Origin of the sequence: Emticicia sp. 17c (genome assembly GCF_037153985.1) — a bacterium.
Lineage (GTDB): Bacteria > Bacteroidota > Bacteroidia > Cytophagales > Spirosomataceae > Emticicia.
Genome location: NZ_JBBAYI010000002.1, coordinates 66,203 through 86,820 on the forward strand (window position 1 = coordinate 66,203; position 20,618 = coordinate 86,820).

At 40.5% G+C, this 20,618-nt stretch carries 19 protein-coding genes; 10 read left to right on the forward strand and 9 right to left on the reverse strand.

The genetic code is table 11. The features are described 5' to 3' along the window. Positions 1-852 carry a cupin-like domain-containing protein gene (locus WAA15_RS04810; RefSeq protein ID WP_337041389.1) on the reverse strand — a complete coding sequence of 284 codons (852 nt, stop codon included), beginning with the start codon at positions 850-852 and terminating at the stop codon, positions 1-3. A 355-nt stretch (positions 853-1,207) separates the two neighbouring features. Here WAA15_RS04810 and WAA15_RS04815 point away from each other — a divergent pair, with 355 nt between their 5' ends. The 7 genes from WAA15_RS04815 (at position 1,208) to WAA15_RS04845 (ending at position 9,223) form a co-directional block, all read left to right on the forward strand. Then, positions 1,208-1,696, forward strand: a complete 489-nt coding sequence (locus WAA15_RS04815) for a DUF4442 domain-containing protein (RefSeq protein ID WP_337041391.1) — start codon at positions 1,208-1,210, stop codon at positions 1,694-1,696. Positions 1,697-1,777: 81 nt separating this feature from the next. Further along, a complete protein-coding gene (locus tag WAA15_RS04820) occupies positions 1,778-4,186 on the forward strand; it encodes a 3-hydroxyacyl-CoA dehydrogenase/enoyl-CoA hydratase family protein (RefSeq protein ID WP_337041392.1) in 2,409 nt (802 codons plus the stop codon). An 81-nt stretch (positions 4,187-4,267) separates the two neighbouring features. After that, positions 4,268-5,446, forward strand: coding sequence for an acetyl-CoA C-acyltransferase (locus WAA15_RS04825; RefSeq protein ID WP_337041393.1), 1,179 nt, complete (start codon positions 4,268-4,270; stop codon positions 5,444-5,446). A 146-nt stretch (positions 5,447-5,592) separates the two neighbouring features. Then, a complete protein-coding gene (locus WAA15_RS04830) occupies positions 5,593-6,363 on the forward strand; it encodes a ThuA domain-containing protein (protein WP_337041395.1) in 771 nt (256 codons plus the stop codon). A 151-nt stretch (positions 6,364-6,514) separates the two neighbouring features. After that, entirely contained in the window at positions 6,515-7,312 is a 798-nt protein-coding gene (locus WAA15_RS04835; protein WP_337041396.1) for an SDR family NAD(P)-dependent oxidoreductase, read from the forward strand. 51 nt (positions 7,313-7,363) lie between these two features. After that, positions 7,364-8,590 carry an MFS transporter gene (locus WAA15_RS04840; protein ID WP_337041397.1) on the forward strand — a complete coding sequence of 409 codons (1,227 nt, stop codon included), beginning with the start codon at positions 7,364-7,366 and terminating at the stop codon, positions 8,588-8,590. A gap of 30 nt (positions 8,591-8,620) precedes the next feature. Further along, a complete protein-coding gene (locus WAA15_RS04845) occupies positions 8,621-9,223 on the forward strand; it encodes a DUF1684 domain-containing protein (protein WP_337041398.1) in 603 nt (200 codons plus the stop codon). 11 nt (positions 9,224-9,234) lie between these two features. Here the strand turns inward: WAA15_RS04845 and WAA15_RS04850 are convergent, their stop codons facing one another. The 3 genes from WAA15_RS04850 to WAA15_RS04860 form a co-directional block, all read right to left on the reverse strand. Next, positions 9,235-9,867, reverse strand: a complete 633-nt coding sequence (locus tag WAA15_RS04850; protein ID WP_337041400.1) for an acetyltransferase — start codon at positions 9,865-9,867, stop codon at positions 9,235-9,237. 76 nt (positions 9,868-9,943) lie between these two features. Next, entirely contained in the window at positions 9,944-10,870 is a 927-nt protein-coding gene (locus WAA15_RS04855) for a hypothetical protein (RefSeq protein WP_337041401.1), read from the reverse strand. 4 nt (positions 10,871-10,874) lie between these two features. Next, positions 10,875-11,738: a DUF58 domain-containing protein gene (locus tag WAA15_RS04860; protein ID WP_337041402.1), complete on the reverse strand. Its 864-nt coding sequence runs from the start codon at positions 11,736-11,738 to the stop codon at positions 10,875-10,877. A 111-nt stretch (positions 11,739-11,849) separates the two neighbouring features. Here WAA15_RS04860 and WAA15_RS04865 point away from each other — a divergent pair, with 111 nt between their 5' ends. Together WAA15_RS04865 and WAA15_RS04870 are read left to right on the forward strand one after the other, a co-directional pair. Further along, positions 11,850-12,209, forward strand: a complete 360-nt coding sequence (locus WAA15_RS04865; protein WP_337041404.1) for a DUF4296 domain-containing protein — start codon at positions 11,850-11,852, stop codon at positions 12,207-12,209. Positions 12,210-12,240: 31 nt separating this feature from the next. After that, positions 12,241-12,975 (forward strand): polyprenol monophosphomannose synthase, encoded by a 735-nt coding sequence (locus WAA15_RS04870; RefSeq protein ID WP_337041406.1) that lies wholly within the window; start codon positions 12,241-12,243, stop codon positions 12,973-12,975. Between the two features lie 3 nt (positions 12,976-12,978). Here the strand turns inward: WAA15_RS04870 and WAA15_RS04875 are convergent, their stop codons facing one another. The 5 genes from WAA15_RS04875 to WAA15_RS04895 all read right to left on the reverse strand — a co-directional run bounded on the left by WAA15_RS04875 (position 12,979) and on the right by WAA15_RS04895 (position 18,671). Further along, the gene (locus tag WAA15_RS04875; protein WP_337041407.1) at positions 12,979-14,751 is read right to left on the reverse strand and encodes a MutS-related protein; all 1,773 of its coding nucleotides are present in this window, start codon (positions 14,749-14,751) and stop codon (positions 12,979-12,981) included. A 121-nt stretch (positions 14,752-14,872) separates the two neighbouring features. After that, positions 14,873-16,066: a serine hydrolase domain-containing protein gene (locus WAA15_RS04880; RefSeq protein WP_337041408.1), complete on the reverse strand. Its 1,194-nt coding sequence runs from the start codon at positions 16,064-16,066 to the stop codon at positions 14,873-14,875. Positions 16,067-16,130: 64 nt separating this feature from the next. Further along, positions 16,131-16,637, reverse strand: a complete 507-nt coding sequence (locus WAA15_RS04885) for a hypothetical protein (protein WP_337041409.1) — start codon at positions 16,635-16,637, stop codon at positions 16,131-16,133. A 48-nt stretch (positions 16,638-16,685) separates the two neighbouring features. Then, positions 16,686-17,549, reverse strand: coding sequence for a rod shape-determining protein MreC (mreC, locus tag WAA15_RS04890; protein ID WP_337041411.1), 864 nt, complete (start codon positions 17,547-17,549; stop codon positions 16,686-16,688). Positions 17,550-17,639: 90 nt separating this feature from the next. Then, positions 17,640-18,671 (reverse strand): rod shape-determining protein, encoded by a 1,032-nt coding sequence (locus tag WAA15_RS04895; protein ID WP_337041413.1) that lies wholly within the window; start codon positions 18,669-18,671, stop codon positions 17,640-17,642. 399 nt (positions 18,672-19,070) lie between these two features. Here WAA15_RS04895 and WAA15_RS04900 point away from each other — a divergent pair, with 399 nt between their 5' ends. Beyond that, the gene (locus WAA15_RS04900; protein WP_337041414.1) at positions 19,071-20,564 is read left to right on the forward strand and encodes a GH3 auxin-responsive promoter family protein; all 1,494 of its coding nucleotides are present in this window, start codon (positions 19,071-19,073) and stop codon (positions 20,562-20,564) included. Positions 20,565-20,618: the final 54 nt, after the last annotated feature.

A 20,618-nucleotide genomic window follows, 5' to 3' on the forward strand; every position in this document is an offset into this window, starting at 1 on the left:
TTACGCTTCTTGCAACGATTGCTTTGCTTTTTCCTGAGCTTTGTTTTCTTTCCACTCTTTCCATTGAGGGCCTAATATTTTGGCCATTCCTTTATCTACAAAAGTATGGCGCACCAAATTCCACCCACCTCTTACGGTTGTAAAGATTGAATCGTTTGCTCTTAGGGCAAGGCTAAAGCCGCCGTCTACATACTTAATATAATGCCACCATAAAGAAGGAATGAAGGCGGTTTCGCCGTGGCCAAAAGTTGCTTCATAGCCTACTGCTTTTTCAAAAGCAGGAAATTTCTTGAAATCGGGCTTTAACGGATGCACGTGGCTTTGAACCGTAAATGGGTGATGATACAGGTTTGTGCCTTCTTCGGGCGGAAAAAGAATAATTTGCTTACGGGTCTGGAACTGCGTCAGAAACACGTGCGAACAATCCATATCATAATGCAGATTCACTTCGGCATCCTGCCCACCAAAAAACATAAACTTATAGCTTTTCAGGAAGCCGTCCATAATCGTCGGGAAACGAATATCATTGGCTAATTCTGGTACTTTCTTAAAAATATCGAATAAGAAAATACGTAAGTCGGTGGGTCCTTTCTCTATCAAACTAAGATATTCACCAAAAGGCATGGTTTTAGCTGCCTGATAATAAGTTTTTGCGTCATGCACATGGTTATCATACAGAGGGACCTCGATGTGTCCGTGGTTCTCGCGAAGCCAGTCAAATGTCCATTTCTCCAAAGCCGGCCAATCTTTTACCAAATCAGTAAAAATAACAGGTTTTTTAGGTTTCAGATAGTTTTCTATGAACTCTTCTCTGCTTAAGTTGCTGCGTCTTTCGATAGGTATTAGTTTCATAAAACAATCATGATTTTATTTTTTATCGAATAATCTGAAATCAATAAAAATAATAAAGTAAAATTTGGTAGAATATTCTTTATGAGTAATACTAATAAAAACCAAACGCTTAAAAAAATGGTTTCATTAAAATGCTCATTACAAAAAAATTTATTGACCAGTTATCCGACTTCTTTCTTTGTTAATAAATTTTATATATTAGTATGCTTGCATAATATTTTCTTTGCGTATATTTGTCTGACAAAATTATGCTTGCATACTAATTTGTTAGTACCTGAATGATTAATTAAAATTACTCATTATTAGTTAATTTTCAATGAATCGTTTTAAATACTAAATCTTTCACTCAATACGTATGGAATATAACAATGCCCTTAACCGAAATCTTTCAAAAATTCAGAAAATGCCCGTTTTTCTGCAAAACTGGTTGCGCGATTATTCCATTGGCAAGTTTGTTAAGTTTGTAGGCACAGCCGGCATTCATTTTGAAGAAATGAGTTGCCATCGGGTAAGTATCACGCTTCCGAACAAAAGCAGGGTTCAGAACCATATCGGGCAGATACACGCCGCCGCCACCACGCTACTAGCCGAAACCGCCACAGGTATGGTAGTTGGCATGAATATTCCTGACAATAAACTTCCTTTAATGAAAAACCTTTCGGTCAGGTTTATCAAACGTAGCCAAGGCCAACAAAAAGCCATTGCAACTTTAACCGACCAGCAAATATCGCAAATCAGAGAAACCGATAAAGGCGATGTGAGTGTATCGGTAAAAATCACAGATGAAACGGAAGAAGAAGTTGTTATAGCAGAAATGAACTGGGCGTGGGTATTGAAAAAATAGAAAGCCCGTTAGTAATCAGGGGCTAGTAGGTTAACATTTATTTTGTCTGTTTTTAAATCAAGAAATCATATTCAATCAAACATGAATCGTAGTATAAAAAAAGTAGTTGTTTTAGGTGCCGGCATTATGGGTAGTCGTATTGCCTTGCACTTTGCGAATATTGGTGTTGAAGTACTATTGCTCGACATGGTGCCGAAAGAACCTAACGATGCCGAAAAGGCCAAAGGTCAGGACACCTCGCATCCGGCTGTACGCAACCGAATTGTAAATGATTTATTTCAGGCGGCGGTTAAAGCAAGCCCCTCTCCTGTTTTCAGTCAGAAATCTGTCTCACGTGTGAAGTTAGGCAATTTTGATGACGATATGCCCAAAATCAAAGATTATGACTGGATTATAGAAGTAGTTGTTGAACGTCTGGATATTAAAAAATCAGTTTACGAAAAGGTTGAGCAGTTCCGTAAACCGGGTACGCTCATTACCTCAAATACTTCGGGTATACCTATCCACCTGATGGCAGAAGGCCGTTCGGAAGATTTTCAGAAACATTTCTGCGGCACGCACTTCTTTAACCCGCCACGTTATTTACGCTTGCTTGAGATTATTCCTACACCTCAGACTGACCCCGCTATTGTTGATTTTCTGATGCACTACGGCGACCTGTACCTAGGTAAAACTACCGTATTGTGTAAAGATACCCCTGCTTTTATAGCCAACCGTCTGGGTATTTATGCCATGGTGCAGACCATTCGAGTAGCCGAAGAAATGGGCCTTAGCGTCGAAGCCGTTGATAAACTCACGGGGCCGGTAGTAGGCCGCCCGAAGTCAGGCACTTTCCGGTTGTCAGATGTGGTTGGGCTGGATACAACCGTAAATGTATGTAACAATTTATCGAAAGTACTGGCAAACGATGAATCGAAAGATGCGTTTCAGTTACCACCGGTAATGGCCAAGCTCATGGAAAATAAATGGTTGGGCGATAAAACCGGACAAGGCTTTTACAAGAAAACCAAAGACGAAAAAGGGCAAACCGTTATACTTGCCCTTGACCTGAAAACTTTTGAGTATAAACCTTCACAAAAAGTAAAGTTTGCTACACTCGAAAGCACTAAAAATATTGATGACCTCAAAAAGCGTTTCTCGGTTCTGCTAGCCGGAAAAGATAACGCCGGTGAGTTTTACAGAAAAACATTTGCCGATTTCTTCCGCTATGCAACAAACCGTATTCCTGAAATTTCGGATGAGCTATACAGAATTGATGCCGCAATCTGCGCAGGCTTTGGCTGGGAAATAGGCTTGTTTGAAACTTGGGATGCCATCGGCGTGAAAGCCATGCTTGCCATCATGGAAGAACTAAACCTGAAACCTGCGGCATGGGTGTACGAAATGCTCGAAGCAGGCCATGAGTCGTTCTACAAGGTAGAAGGCGGAAAACGCAAATATTATGATATTCCGACAAAATCGTATAAAGTAATTCCGGGTACAGAATCATTTATTATTCTTGACAACCTACGCCAGACCAATGTTATCTGGAAAAATGCAGGTTCGACAATTTTTGACCTCGGAGATGGCATTGCAGGGGTAGAGTTCCACTCAAAAATGAACACCTTCGGAGCAGAAGTTGTTGAAGGATTAAATAAGGCTTATGCCATTGCCGAAAAGGATTTTAGAGGCTTAGTAATAGGCAATGACTCGAACGAAGCGTTTTCGGCTGGTGCCAATCTGGCCATGCTTTTTATGTTTGCCATAGAACAGGAATACGACGAAATCAATATGATGATTGCGCAGTTTCAGCAAACCATGATGCGTGCCAGATATTCGTCTGTGCCAGTGGTAACGGCCGTGCATAGTCTGGCTTTAGGAGGTGGTTGCGAACTTAACCTGCACGCCGACCGCGTATTGGCCCATGCCGAAACTTACATGGGGCTGGTCGAGCTAGGCGTTGGCTTGATTCCGGCTGGTGGAGGAACCAAAGAAATGGCACTGCGTTGTTCGGATATGTATCATACGGGCGATACTGAGTTAAACATTCTTCAGAATGCCTTCATGAATATTGCACAGGCTAAAGTATCTACCTCGGCACAGGAAGCCTTCGATATGAATTACCTGAAACCTAATAAAGACAGAATTGTGTTGAATCGTAGCCGACTTATTGCTGAGGCAAAAGAAGAAGCCATTAAACTGGCCGAAGATGGCTATACACAGCCCAAACAGCGCACCGACATAAAAGTGCAGGGCAAAACGGGCATTGCGCTTTTCAAGGCGGGTATCACTGGTATGCTTATGGGCCGTTACATTACCGAGCATGATGCCAAAATTGCCGAAAAACTGGCGTATGTGATTTGTGGCGGAGATTTGAGTTATCCGCAGAATGTATCGGAGCAATACCTGCTTGACCTCGAAAGAGAAGCCTTCTTGTCGCTGACTGGCGAAAAGAAAACGCTAGAACGTATGCAAGGCTTGCTAAGTGGTGGTAAACCTCCAAGAAACTAATAATAATTAACTGAATAACCATTTTCTCTTTGGTTTCAAGCGTAGTTGTACCGAAGAGGCAATCATAAAACGAGCAAAAACATGAATGCATATATAGTCGCCGGCTACCGTAGTGCAGTCGGCAAAGCACCCAGAGGAGTCTTTCGTTTTACTCGCCCCGACGATTTGGCGGCAGAGGTTATTAAACATTTAATGGCAAGTGTGCCCGCGCTCGACCCAGCCCGTGTAGATGATGTAATTGTAGGCAACGCCGTACCAGAGGCCGAGCAAGGAATGCAAATGGCACGTTATATTTCGTTACTGGCATTAGGCAAAAGTGTACCCGGTGTAACCGTAAACCGCTATTGTGGCTCAGGCGTTGAAACCATTGCCATGGCTGCAGCTAAAATTCACGCAGGTATGGCCGATTGTATTGTGGCCGGTGGCACAGAGTCAATGTCGTTAGTACCAACAATGGGCTGGAAAACCGCCCTAAACTATAACCTTGCTTCTTCACACCCCGATTATTACATTGGTATGGGTTTAACTGCCGAACAGGTAGCACAGCAGTTTAATATCAGCCGCGAAGAGCAGGATTTATTCTCTTACAACTCTCATCAGAAAGCACTGGCTGCACAGGCGGCTGGCAAATTTGATGAAGAAATTGTGCCAATAACTGTAAAAGAAACTTTCTTCGACGAAAATTCAGGCAAGAAAAAAACTAAAGAATATACTGTTACGAAAGATGAAGGCCCACGTGCCGACACCAGTGTAGAAGCATTAGCAAAACTTAAACCTGTTTTCACGATGGGAGGCAGCGTAACTGCCGGAAACTCGTCACAGACTTCCGACGGAGCAGCTTTTGTGATTGTGATGTCAGAAAAAATGGTAAACGAGCTAGGGCTGAAACCCGTGGCCCGTATGGTGTCTTATGCCTCGGCGGGGGTTGAGCCACGTATTATGGGTATTGGTCCGGTAGCGGCTATTCCGTTAGCACTTAAACAGGCAGGCTTAAAGCAAGATGACATCGATGTGATTGAACTCAACGAAGCCTTTGCTGCGCAGTCATTGGCAGTAATTAAAGAATTAGGGCTGGATATGGACAAAGTTAACCCGAACGGTGGAGCCATTGCGCTAGGCCATGCTTTAGGGTCAACCGGAGGCCGTTTATCCGTACAAATCATTAATGAATTGCGTCGTCAAAACAAGAAATACGGCATGGTAACTGCCTGCGTAGGTGGCGGGCAAGGCGTAGCCGGTATTTATGAGTTTCTGAATTGAGGCATCTTTAAATAAAGATTCTGGAGGGGAGATTAAGTTTTTAATCTCCCTTTTTTGTTGGTTGATGCAGCACAAAAGTCTACATTTGTCAGGATTAAGTGTTTTTTTGACACTAAATATTTTAAGCTCCCTTAATTTATAAAACTATGAAACATTCAAATTCACTTAAGGCAGTTATTCTGCTTTTACTAGCCTTTACATTTTCTGTTACTTGTTTTGCCCAACGCAAACAGTTCAGGGTTTTGCTATTCAGCAAAACAGATGGCTTCCATCATGAATCTATTAATGAAGGTGTAACAGCTATCAAGGGTTTGGCAGAGCGTCATTTTTTCTCGGTAGACTGGCAGGAAAATGCCTCTATTTTTAATGAAAAAGCACTTGCTAACTACGATGTTGTGCTATTTTTAAATACCACGGGTAATATCCTGACCCCTGAGCAGCAAACAGCATTCGAGAAATTTATTCAATCAGGAAAAGGCTATGTGGGCATTCATAGTGCCAGCGATACCGAATATGATTGGGAATGGTATACCAAAATGGTAGGTATGATGTTTAAAATACACCCAACTATTCAGACAGCCTACCTGAAAGTAGAAGACAAGAATTTCCCTGGCATGGAGCGTTTTCCTGCAAAATTGTTATGGACAGACGAATGGTATGAATTTGGTCCGGCCAAATCGAAAGACTTACATTTTTTGGTTTCAATCGATGAAAAATCTTATAATCCTAACGTAAAATGGGGTGATAACGAAGGAAAAGGAATGGGCTTCCACCCTATTTCATGGTATCATAACTATGATGGGGGCCGCGCTTTTTATACAGCTATGGGGCACGTTCCGCAAACCTTTAGCGACCAGACTTTCCTTGACCACATCTACGGGGGTATTTATTGGGCTGCCACAGGCAAAGGTTTGTAAATAGGCTTTGTTTTGCTACGTTCATCAGAAAGCTCTTGCAGTACGTAGCAAGAGCTTTCTGATTTTATGGCTCGCTCAACTTTAACCTTTCATGTACTCTTTAATCTTCTGCAAATTTTACTACATTTGATTTTCAATAGTCTATTTAACCATGCGATTAAAAAATAAAACTGCACTTATTACAGGTGCCGGACGGGGTATTGGCGAAGCCATAGCTTTAGGATTTGCCCGCGAAGGGGCCGATGTAATCATTAATGAAGTTGAAGGAGCCGAATATGCCGAAAACGTAGCCGCACAAATTCGGGAAATGGGCCGTAAATCAGAAGTAATCTATGCCGATATTTCAAAAGTAGCCGAAATCAGAGCCATGTTTGCCTACATAAGCCAGCAGTATCCGAAACTGGATGTGTTAGTAAATAACGCCGGAATTACCGGTTGGAGCGATTTTTTTGAAACTGACGAAGCTGTTTTTGATAAGGTAATGGGGGTTAACCTAAAGGGTACGCTGTTTTGTTCTATCGAAGCGGCCAAAATTATGCGGGCAAATGGCGGGGGCAGTATTATTAATATTTCTACTATTTGCGCGGCGTTAAGCGTTAAAAACCTTATTACTTATTCAACTAGTAAGGGTGGTATTCATGCCATGGCCGAGCAAATGGCCGTTGAACTGGCCCCTTATAATATTAGGGTTAATACTTTTGGGCCAGGGCCTATTAATGTAGAACGAAACCTGCGCGAAGACCCGAATTATCGTACAAACTGGGGTAGTGTAGTACCACTGGGCCGCACAGGCGAACCTGAAGAAATGGTCGGGCCGGCGGTTTTTCTGGCTTCTGACGATTCGAGTTATGTTTCCGGCCAGTTATTCTTTGTTGATGGTGCATGGAGTGTACAAGGCAAAATTCCTGTTAATAGCATGGACAGCCAGTTAGCGAATAGCAACAAATAATTGAACTACGCGCAGTATATTTTCGTTGCCAATATATACTTCGTGTAGTTTATGAGTCAAAAAGAGAAGTTACTGCTTTTAATACTTGCCTGTATCAACTTTACCCATATTGTTGATTTCATGATTATGATGCCACTAGGCCCTCAACTCATGAACATTTTTCATATTTCACCCCGCTACTTTGGTTTTATTGTTTCGGCGTATGGCATAAGTGCTGGCGTTTCGGGGTTTCTGGCCGCTTTTTTTGTAGATAGTTTCGACCGTAAGAAAGTAGTGTTAACGGCTTATATTGGTTTTGTTATTGGCACATTTGCTTGTGCTTTTGCGCCTACACACGAGTTTCTTATTCTGGCACGGGTTATTGCCGGCACATTCGGAGGGTTACTAGGTGCGCAGGTGATGTCTATTGTGGCAGATACCTTTGAGTATGAGCGTCGGGCTACTGCCATGGGGTTTGTTACAACAGCCTTCTCGGTTGCTTCGGTGCTGGGCATTCCGGCGGGTTTATTTCTGGCTTCTGAGTTTGGCTGGCATACACCTTTTCTGGTGGTTGGCTGTATGGGTTTAGTAGTTATTTTCCTGATTAGCCGCTATGTACCCAAACTTGATAAACACCTGAAAAACCAAACAAACAAGCAGAGTTTTTTTGCAGTTATTACTAATATCCTGAAAAACCCTAACCAACTAAGAGCTTTATTGCTATCGGTAACCATTATGTTAGGGCATTTCAGTATTATTCCTTATATCTCGCCCACGCTGGTTTCTAATGTAGGGTTTAGCCAGAAAAACATTTTTCTGATTTACCTCGTAGGTGGTTCGTTTACCATCTTTACTTCTCCACTAGTAGGCCGCTTGGCCGATAAAAAAGGCAAGTATCCTGTTTTTGTTACGTTTGCGTTGTTATCGCTCATTCCGATTTACCTTATTACCAATATGTTTTCGGGAGCTTTATGGGCTGTTTTACCCATTGCAGCCATATTTTTTATTTTTTCTAACGGTCGGCTTACCCCTACTCAAGCCATTATTTCTAATGTGGTTACTCCTCAACAAAGAGGCAGTTTTATGGCTATTAATGCGTCGTTACAGCTTTTTGCGCAGGCAGTCGCGGCAAATATCGGTGGGTTCATCATCCAAAAACGAGAATCTGGCTACATAGATAATTATCAGTGGGTAGGTTATTTTTCTATCATGATGATATTCCTTAGTATTTTTATTGCCAGAACCGTAAAGCCAATTCCACAAACCCCTGTTAATCAGGAAAACTCAGTAAATGTTTAATTGTGACCTCCACTTATAAATTCTACTTTTATGTTACGAATCAGCCAACTACTTACTTGTTTAATTGTATTGTTTTCGAGCAATATTTTTGCTCAGGATTACAAGGCCGAGATAGAAAAATTCAGAGAAGAATATAAAGCCGATTTCTTGAAATCGAAATTTTCGCCACTTAAAGCCGAAGATTTTCAATACCTGCGTTTTTATGAGCCTGACGAAAAATTCAGGGTTGAATGCCAGTTTACTGCCACTAAAAAAGGTAAACCCTTCGAGATACCCACTACATCGGGCGAAACTAAAACTTATGTAAAGTTCGGAGAAGTGACTTTCCAGCTTGAAGGCAAGAGTTATACTCTGGCTGTGTATCGGTCGCCTGATTTACAGCGAATTCCGACGTATCAGGATTTACTCTTTATTCCGTTTAAAGATTTAACCAATAGCAAGGAAACGTACGGGGGCGGGCGTTATCTGGATTTACGTATGAATCAGATTCAGGATGATAAAATTATCATAGATTTTAACAAAGCCTATAATCCTTACTGTGCCTTTGGCGAAGGTTTTAGCTGCCCTATTCCTCCCAGAGAAAATCACCTCCAAGTAGCAATTAAGGCAGGCGAAAAAAACTTCGTCAAATAAAACTTACAGGCTTATACTTTTTTAGCAGGGTTACCAAAAACAGTAGCACCATCGGGTACGTTTTCAATTACAACTGAGCCTGCGCCTATGCGTGCGTTTTTACCTACTTTAATGCCAGTAACTATAATAGCCCCTGAGCCAATAAATGCGCCTTCGCCCACGTTGGCACCTGTGTTTATCATGGCCCCTGCGCCAATAGTTACGTAATCGGCTACGGTGGCTTCGGTGTCAACTACGGCTCCCGACTGAATAATACAATGATTACCCACTTTAGCAAACGGATTAATAGTGGCATTAGCCATTACCATATTTCCGTGCCCTATACTGGCGTTTTCGGCTACTACCGAGCGGTCATGAATAGCATTCACAGGCATTACATGGCGGCGTTCGTTCAGTATCTCTACTATTTTCTTTTTTACTTTGGTATTGCCTATGGCCACGAATGATTCGGTTTTCTGACCAATAATTTTCAGGAAACCGTCGTCGTCGGTTTCTCCTAATACTACAATTTCTCCAATTTCGGTATTATGTAACTTTTCATTGTCATCTAAAAAACCATACACCAATACGTTGTTACGGTTAAAGATATCTAACGCGATTTTACCGAGCGTTCCGGCTCCAAAAATTAATACAGGATTTTGCATGGTTAATACTTTTTTCTGAATGATTGAGTAGCCCTCTCCTACTTACGTTTATGGTGGTCAATCAATATGGTTACTATTATGAATTATTTGCCAGTTCTTCGCGGCGTTTCCGATATAATTCAACAGCCTTATCAAGCAAAACGTTCATTGCTACTGGCATCTGTGTTGAAAGAATACCCCCGTAAATGGCTGTGTCTACGTCTCTGAGCGATTCTTCAAGCGACTCACTCGGTAATCGGTTAATTATTTCCTTACTGGTATATGAAGTATAAGGCCGTTTTTCGAGCCATTCAAGGTGTTCTTTCCACATTACAAGGGCTTTGGCTATATTGTTGCTATCGAGTGTGCTACGGGCAATTTTTTTGTAGCTGTTAACAAATTCCTTGTGTTTACGCCCAAACAAAAACAGGCGATACTGTTTTTCCAGCCACCTACCAAAAAGTGCGTAAAGTATAGCCAATACACTAATAATGCTGAGTATATACCCTAATATTTTAATATAATTTACCTGCTGTTGTAGTGGCAAAAGAGGTGTGTCTGTTTTAAGCATCAAGGAGTCAGTGCTGCCCTTTATCATTTCCTTCAGGTATATCGAATCCAAATCGGCAAAAACGGCGGTACAATCACGTTTACCAAGCAAGTATACAGGCAAACTAAATTTTTGTGTTTTACTTATATCAAAAGTAACGAGCGTATACACTACGCTATCAAGACTACGATTATTATTGGTTACAGTAGTGAAATAATTTCGGCGAACCATTTCGAACGGATAAAAATTATAGGTTGTATCCGGAAAAAAAACCTCAGCCGAGGGAGAATGATAATAACTCAGGGCGTAATCGAATGGGCGACCTAACTCAACACTATCGGTCAGAAAACGCCCCACAGGCTTTTGTGCGTATCCTGCATAAGCAATTAACAGGCAGCAGAGTATCCGTGCAACTACTCTTATACGTGTAGTTTTGAGGCTTATTACCGCTAAAAGTGGTTCATTATTGCTCATGAATTTATTTGCGGACTCTGAACAATTGAATAAGTTTTGAAACATAGTCTTCTCTTGAATCGATAGCCAGATAATTCGCATTATGTTGTTTACAGAGTTTTTCCAGCCTTTCTTGATTAGTTTCGAACATTTCTTTCATTTCTTTCTTGAAAGTGGGCGAAGACGTATTGAGCCATACTGTGCGTTTGCTTTCTTTGTCCAGAACCGGAATAATACCCAAACTAGGTAATTTTATTTCTCGCTGGTCATATATATGAATTACTACGAGGTCATGTTTTCGGGCTAGTGCTTTCAGGTTATGCTCATAGCCTTCGTCCAGAAAGTCCGAAATCAGAAATACAACACTACGTCTTTTCAGGATATTCAGTGCAAACCCGATTGCAGCAGGTATATTGGTTTGTTGCGAAAGCGGCTTCATTTTAAACAGGCTCAGGATTATCTCATAGCCATGTTTTAAGCCATTAGCGGGTTTAAAATAGAGTTCTTTCTGGTCGGAGAAACAATAAAGCCCTACATGGCCCGCCTCTTTTATAGCTGAAAGTGATAGTACCCCACAGATTTCTTTAGCGGTATCAAGTTTTAAACGACCATTATTACCTACCTCCTGCGATGCACTCACATCAAGCATAAAGAACACCGTCTGTTCTTTTTCTTCTTTGAAAATCTTAACGTAGGCACCATGCCCTTTGGCGGTAGTAATCCAGTCAATGGTTCTTACGTCATCGCCATACTGATAAGTACGCAAGTCGCTGAATTCCAGCCCTGAGCCTTTAAATACAGAACGAAAGTTTCCGTGCATCTGCGAGTCAACAGCCTTGCGGATTTTTATTTCGTACTTATTCAGTTTGGAAATTATATCTTCTACCACAGTCTTTTAACCGATTAATCCTGTAAAATTTAAAGCGATTAACAAACTTTAACGTATTCAATCTCTTATTTTTTTACGTAATTTGTTTCTTAATCTGAAAACGAAGATAAAGTGAAAATACTGACAAAAAAAATATTCTTACATTTAGCCATTATTTCAACACTTATTTCCTGTCTTGAGAAACCTAAACCCCCTGCGAATGTAATCGACCAGAAAACAATGGCGAAGATTCTGGCAGATATACACCTGACCGAAGCCAAAGTAAACCGCTTAAGTTTTCAGGCGTATGATTCAACTCAGGTGGTTTTTAATGAGCTGGAGCGCAGAATTATGGCTAAGTATAAAGTAGATACTACCCGTTATAAAGCCAGTTACAGATTTTATGCCGAGAATCCAGAATTGATGGTTGACATTTATAATGAAACACTTAATATTCTGGACGATAAGAAAAAAAGAAAAGAAATAAACTGATTACTCATACCTGACTATTCCTATTTAAGTAATGTATAAAGAAAACCTTGTTATTATACCGACCTACAACGAAATTGAAAACATTGAAGCTATTATCAGAAAAGTCATGAATCTGGATGAAAGGTTTGATGTACTGATTATTGATGATGGCTCGCCCGATAAAACAGCCCTGAAAGTAAAAGAGCTGCAAGAGGAGTTTCCGCATGAATTGCACTTAATAGAACGCAGTGGCAAACAAGGTTTGGGTACGGCATATATACACGGTTTTAAGTGGGCATTAGAACGGCAATATGAGTTTATTTATGAAATGGATGCCGATTTTTCTCATAATCCTGAAGATTTGGTACGCCTATACAAAGCAGCTAAGATTGATGGCTTCGATGTAGCTGTGGGGTCACGCTATATTAAGGGGGTAAATGTAGTTAACTGGCCTATGGGGCGGGTGCTGATGTCTTACTTTGCTGGGGTGTACGTACGCTTTATTACAGGCATGAAAATAATGGACCCCACTGCCGGCTTTATCTGTTACAGACGTGAGGTACTCAAGACAATTCCGCTTGATAAAATTGTTTTTGTAGGCTATGCGTTTCAGATAGAAATGAAATTTAACGCATTTCTCTATAAGTTCAATATCACAGAAGTACCAATCATTTTTACCGACCGAACAAAGGGAGTATCCAAGATGTCGACCAAGATTTTCCGTGAGGCTGTATTCGGCGTATTAATGATGCGGGTCTGGAGTTTGTTTAAATCATTCAAGAGATAATCCTCAAACAATGCCCATTTGTTTCATCAGAAACAGGGCATTCATGTTTTGTGTTACTCCTGCTCTTAGCTTATAATCGAAAGTCATTTTATCGTTATCGATAATAATTTCAAAGCATATATTCTTTATTTTTTCAGGATACTGCCCCGCCATAGCCGTTAGGTCAAGGTCGTGGGTTGCAATCATTCCAAAAGCTGTTTTATATTGCACCAGCTTTGCCAGAAACAATTCAGAACCTTGTAGTTTATCTCTTGAGTTAGTGCCTTTCAGCAATTCATCCAGAATCACGAATATTTCTTTTCCTTCATCAAGCAAGGTAATTATTTTCTGAATCCGTAATAATTCGGCATGAAAATACGACTCCCCTTCATTGATTGAATCGGTAATACGCATACAGGTATACACCTGAATAGGTTTGCAGATAAACTTGTCGGCCCTTACTCTTGCGCCTGCCATAGCTAGTATCAGGTTTGCGCCTGTTGCCCGCAAGAATGTACTCTTGCCTGCCATGTTTGCTCCGGTCACAATAAAAATCTGCTCACCTTCATTGATTCTAAAATCGTTATTAACGCTTTTGCCTTTCTTTAGCAGCGGATGCCCCATTTGCGTAGCATCTAACACAATGTGTTCAGAAAATTCTGGAACGGCATAGTTAGCGTGGGCATAATCATAGCAGGCAATACTCACAAGGGCCTCCCATTCATGCAGAATAGTGAAAGCCTCAAGCATATTTGCGCTGTATTGTTTTTTCCATATTTCAAACTGTCGGGCGCATTGGAAATCCCACAGAAACAAGGCATTTAGTATAGGCCCAAAGAAATTATTTCGTACAGCAAAATAAGCGGCAATAGTAGCCAGTTTCTGTATCAAAGCCGATACCTGAAACGGTTTAACGAGGGTAGTTCGCCAGTTTTGAAGCGTAGATGCCGTAAATTCTTCTTTTTCGATTAACTGAAATAGCTGGCTGTATTTCTGAATATTCGACGCATTTTTACTGATTTGCAGGTACAGTAAACTAAATTTCTTCTGATTTACGAATGAAAAAACCGATTGCAGAATTAGAGTCAATAACCATACTCTGAAAGATATAAACCCAAAAACCCATGCCCCTAACAATATTGCATTGACGGCTGGCACTAACCAAAGCAACACTTTAAGGTTTTTCAATAAATCAACTTCTGGTGTTTTAAGCCAGCGAATAAGCTCCTGATATTTGGTTTCGTCTTTTTCTAACAAATTTCCGGTTGCCAGAAAATTCACCCGCCAGTCAATTTTATTGCTTAGTTCCTCAATAGCTTTCTGTCTGGCCACAATCGTGTTTTTTTCCAGTACAGGAAACTGAACCTGATTCGCCAGCGTATCTTTACCCGCTTGCGTAATGCTACGATTAAGCAGTTGAAAGATAGAGTGGTTTCCGAAAATATCGAGGTCAAAAGAAAAGAAATGAGTTTTATCCAAGTATTCATCTCCACCGTCAAACTGCTCATGCACACCCTCTGTTGCTAATATTTCTTTTTCGCAGATACGATAAAGGGTCTCGTAATACTGAATTTTTTCGATAATTTTCTGATGGTAATTTACCAGTACCAAAAAAACAGCCAGCACCAAAACGGTAGCCACTACCATAGGTGTAGTAGAACCATTTTTAATGATATTATAAAGGAGATATAATCCAAGAATAGCCAGTAAAAGCCTTAGATAGGATATCTGATTAGCTGTGTTTTTGTTTTTTCTGATAACTGCCGAAGCATTTTCAGAAATGCGCTGATAACTCATGAATCTGATGTTGAGAAATTGTTCTAAAAGTAATAGCTGAAAAAAAATTCAGTCAACAGAAAGTCAGCATCTTTTCAGAACAGCCATTTTACCTGATATGATTTATCAACTAAAATTCTCTCTATTCGTCCAGAATATTTTCTTCCACGCTCGACTGCTTGCCTCCGTGCATAATATCTACTAATTCTTTGATATTATAAACTGAGCGATTGTAACGATTACTCAGCAGAATAATTACGAAATCTTCGCGGAGGTCAAAAAACATAATTGTATTGTAGCCTTTCCACCAACCTGTGTGGTAAACATAGTCGGTTTGCTGTTTGGCATTTACCCACAACCTGAAACCATAGCCATAATTACGTAAGCCGGGGTGTTCAAAGCTACGGGGCAAAATCATTTCTTTGAATGATTCTTTAGTAATGATTAAATTATTTTTCAGGGCTTCGTACCAACGCAAGAGGTCATGAAGGGTCGAGTAAACGCCTTTGTCGCCAGTAATATCATCGTAATAATCTTTAGGTAAACGCTGCCCGAACTGATACCCGTAAGTACGGTTAATATTGATAGAATCGTTTTTGGTAGTTGCTATAAAGGTGTCTTTCATGCCTATGGGCAAGAAGATATGCTCACGCATATAGATGTCGAAAGGTTGACCCGACGTTTTCTCAACTATTGCTGCCAGAATAGCAAAGTTCGTATTATTATAACTGAAGAAGTGGTCAGGCTGATTAAATATCGGGGGCACTGGCTGCGCTTTGGCAAACCATTGCATCATGTCCTGATTGGTGGGGTATATTTTACCCTCTCTGACAACCTTATCAAAAGTATACTGGTAAAAAGGTAGTCCTGACCGATGGCAAAGCAGGCTTCTGACAGTAACACCCTGATACGGAAAATCAGGGAAATAGTCTTTTACGGTTAAATCAAGGCTTATTTTTCCTTGTTCGGTCAGTTTCATAACTGCTACTGCCGTAAATGTTTTTGAAAGCGAAGCCAGTTGAAATTTTGAGGCAAGGGTATTACGGATAGTATCTTTAAAATTGGCAAACCCAAAGGCTTTTTCGTAGATAACTACATCTTTTTGTGCTACCAGTATATTACCATTAAAGCCTTGCGCGAGTTTTTTCTGCATGATTTGCTCAATCAGGTCGGCTTTTACATCGGCTTTGATGTCTTTCCTGATTTTAGCTATTTTTTTCTTTAAGGCAACACTATCTATTGGAGCAGATGCGGTAGTACTCTCGGTGGTGTCAGATTTACATGAAAAGATAGTGACTGTACACAGTAAAATAAAAAAATATAAATAAAAACGCATGACAAAACCCTGCTATAATAAGTCTTACTATTAACCCACTAACGATTATAAAAATCGTTACACACTAATTCCCTCTTACGTACTGCAAGATGATAATCATAAAAGTAGTAAAAACCACACTGCAAATGATTTTCAGAATTGTAATAAGAAAGAAAGCAAATCCACCTGCTTCTACGAAGAACAACATTGAGTGGTGTACCAAAGTCAGAATAGCTACATACCGGATGAAGCGTTCGGCACCCATATCTTTAAGCGAAATAACAATTTCGTTTTCAACTCCCTTTGTAGGAAAAAGGAACTTGATTACATAAGCCCGTAAATACCCAATCAGGACACTCGCCGAAGCGTGCACACCGGCCGTATTATAAAAAATATCGACTAGTAACCCAGTAAGAAAACTGATAAGAATTACCCAAACAGGCGGAATCTCGTCGGGTAACAGAAGAATACAGGCAATATAAACGAAGCAAAAAGCCACATCAAAAAACACAAAATTGCGAAGCACCACAATTTGTAGTAACAAATAAATAAAGAAAGTAACTATTAACCGTATGACCGTCTGCGAATTCATGGAATCTGATTGGAATAAAATGAAGCCTGTGGCCTCATTTTTAATTACTTATTTTTTAATTTCAGGTCTGGTGCTTTCTTCCAGTTTCTCCTGTTCGTTTTTCAACTTGTTATTCACAACATACACATAAGATATATTCTGAAAGTCAGTTGTTAACTCAACTTCTATATCAAAAAAGGCTTGGTCTTGTTTGGCACCTAGCTTACGTATTTTACCGACCATTGTACCTGACGGGAAAATAACGTTTTGCTCAGATGTTACTACCGAGTCACCTTTTTTAATAGGCTTAAAGCGGTCAATTGTTGTCAGGTCAATTACCCGTGGATTCAGCCCACCCCATTTGGCAATTCCTAGTGCTTTTTCGTTTTTGCTTCTTAAGGCCTGATTATTTACTTCACTCGAAACATTAAACTCAGAGTGCAGAATTGAGTAAACGCGTGAGAAGTGGTCAGAACATTGCATTACCTGCCCCACTACGCCCTGCGGGCAAATCACACCCATACCCGGCTCAATGCCATCAAGTTTGCCTTTATCAATAGTAAGGTAATTTTTTGATAAGCTCACAGTACTGTTTACCACCTTGGCAACTTTAAAATCGAACCTTGTAGCAAAAGCCGAGTCTACTTTGTAGTAGTCTCCCTCGCGCGCTTTCAGTTGGCTAAGGGCGGCCATTGCCTTTTTAAGTTCAGCATTTTCTCTGACGAGCTGGTCGTTTACTTTTCCGAGGTTTACAAAGCTCTTGATATAGTTTGAAGCCTCAAGGGTTTTAGCAGCGTAATAATTGGACGTATTAAAAAACGAAACATCCCAGTAATAGCTATTTTTAACTATCAACCAGAAACTCACCAATTCCAAAATAGCAAACAACAGGAAATTTCGTATCCGAAATATTAAACGGAGGAGTTGCGACATAAGTCTAGTTATATTGAAACCACAAGCTACAAGTTGCGGGTTGGTTACTCACAACTTGTAGCTTATAGTCTGAGGCTTATTAATATCTACTTACTGAACAATAACAGCTCTGTATTTTTCTATGTTTTTCAGAACTTCACCTGTACCACGTACTACTGCACGAAGAGGGTCATCAGCCACGTGAATAGGAAGTTTTGTTTTAATAGCCAAACGTTTATCAAGGCCATGCAACAAGGCACCACCACCTGTCAGATAGATACCATTTTCATAAATATCGGCTGAAAGCTCTGGCGGCGACATCTCAAGTGCACGCATGATTGCTTCTTCGATTTTAGAAATCGACTTATCAAGGGCATAAGCAATTTCGCTGTAAGTAACTTTGATTTCCTTCGGAATACCCGTCATAAGGTCACGGCCACGGATTTCAATATCAGCCGGAGGGTTATCAAGGTCAGGTAAAGCTGCTCCTACCTGAATTTTAATAAACTCAGCCGAACGCTCACCAATAAGCAAGTTATGCTCACGGCGCATGTAATCAACAATATCTCTTGTAAACAAATCGCCTGCAATACGAACCGAGGCTTCACACACAATACCCGAAAGTGCAATTACGGCAATCTCGGTTGTTCCACCACCAATATCGGCAATCATAGAGCCATTTGGCTGCTCAATATCAATACCTATCCCGATGGCGGCTGCAATAGGTTCATGCACCATGTATACCTCTTTTGCACCTGCGTGTTCGCAAGAGTCTTTTACGGCGCGTTTTTCCACCTCAGTAATACCTGACGGAATACAAACTACCATCCGATGTGACGGTGAGAAAAACCAGTTACGGCCAGTCTCAATCATCTTAATCATCCCGCGAATCATTAATTCGGCAGCGGTAAAGTCGGCTATTACACCATCTTTTAAAGGGCGGATAGTTTTTATATTTTCATTTGTTTTTTCATGCATTTGCATTGCTTTGTGTCCGATAGCCAACACTTTTCCAGTAATTTTATCCAAAGCAATAATAGAAGGTTCATCTACTACAATCTGGTCTTTGTAGATAATAAGGGTATTCGCCGTCCCCAAGTCAATCGCGATGTCACTCGTGAGAAAATTAAACAATCCAGCCATATCGAGCTTTATGAGTTAATGTGTTTTTTTAAATTTGCCCGCAAATTTACAATTATTATTTGCAAAGTTTCCTGAAAAATAAATTTTTTACTTTTTATTTGGTCGAATAATATAAATAAATTTGGCGGAATCTGTGCCTATTTTACTTTTAGACGTTTTTTTTGAATTTTTAAAGGAAAACAAATTTTGCAAAAAAAAATCTTAGTCTAAAATAATGTCTGGCATTGCTTATAATTTTGCGTAAACATATTAACTATATTCGTTTTTATTTGTTCATCAACTCGCCTGTTTGCAGGCAATATTTTTATTGAAGCATACTTTTGAGTAAATGCGTTTGTGTATGCCTTTGTCTCACACAGAGTTTTTAAAGCGGTTCAAAAGTTTTATATTTGCCTCATTATGGGAATTCGTTCAATACTTAGTAAACCTTTGGCGGCATACATTGTCGCACAACAAAAAAAATGGATTGCCCGCTCGGCAGAAGTACAGGCAGAATGGCGTAAAAGCCTCGTTTCACAAGCTGCCGATACGCAGTTTGGCAAAGACCACCACTTTAAGGATATTCATTCTTACGACGACTACAAACAGGCTGTTCCCGTTCGTGACTATGAAGACATTAAACACTACGTTAACAGGGTTGTAGACGGAGAAAAAAATATCTTATGGCCGGGCCAGCCGCTCTATTTTGCCAAAACTTCCGGCACTACTTCGGGAGTAAAATATATTCCTATTTCAAAAGATTCTATCCATAACCATATTGACTCTGCCCGTAATGCCCTGCTCAATTACATTAACGAAACAGGCAAAGCAAGATTTCTCGACAACAAGCTCATTTTTTTATCAGGAAGCCCCGAACTGAAAGAAAAACATGGCATTAAAATAGGGCGGCTTTCGGGTATTTCAACCCACCATGTGCCGGCTTACCTGCAAAGTAATCGCTTGCCCTCTTATGAAACCAATTGCATTGAAGACTGGGAGGAAAAACTCGAAAAAATTATTGATGAAACCATTCATCAGCCTATGAGCCTTATTTCAGGTATTCCGCCGTGGGTACAGATGTATTTCGACCGGATTGAGGCACGTACAGGCAAGAAAATAAAAGACGTTTTTCCGACTTTTGAACTCTTCGTGTATGGCGGTGTAAACTTTGAGCCTTACAGAGCCAAACTTTATGAATCTATTGGCAAGCCCATCGACTCGCTAGAGCTATATCCGGCATCGGAAGGTTTCTTTGCTTATCAGGATAAACAAGGCGACCCCGGTATGCTACTCCTACTTAATACCGGTATTTTTTATGAGTTTATCCCTGCCGACGAATACTTCAACGAAAACCCCACACGCCTGAGCATCGAACAGGTAGAACTAGGTAAAAACTACGCTCTTGTTATCAATAACAATGCTGGTCTTTGGGGGTATTCTATCGGTGACACCGTTAAATTTGTGTCTTTAAACCCTTATAAAGTAATTGTGTCGGGGCGTATTAAACATTTCATTTCGGCATTTGGCGAGCATGTAATCGGAGAAGAAGTTGAGAAAGCCATGAAATATGCCTGCGAACGCCACCCCGAAGTTGAAATAGTCGAATTTACTGTTGCGCCTATGGTAACGCCGTCGGAAGGGTTACCTTACCACGAATGGCTGATTGAGTTTGCCAACCCACCGAAAAATCAGGCACAATTTGCGCATGACCTCGACAAAAAAATGACCGAACTGAACGTCTATTACGACGACCTCATCACAGGCAGTATCCTCCGCGAGTTAGTTATTACACCGCTTCAGAAAGGAGCTTTTATTCATTATATGCGTTCGCAAGGAAAACTAGGCGGGCAAAACAAAGTACCCCGTTTATCGAACGACCGGAAAATTGCAGATAATCTGCCAAAAGAGCCATAATACTACTTAAACCTAAATGGTTTGTTCAGCAAATACCCTTAACAAAATCATTAA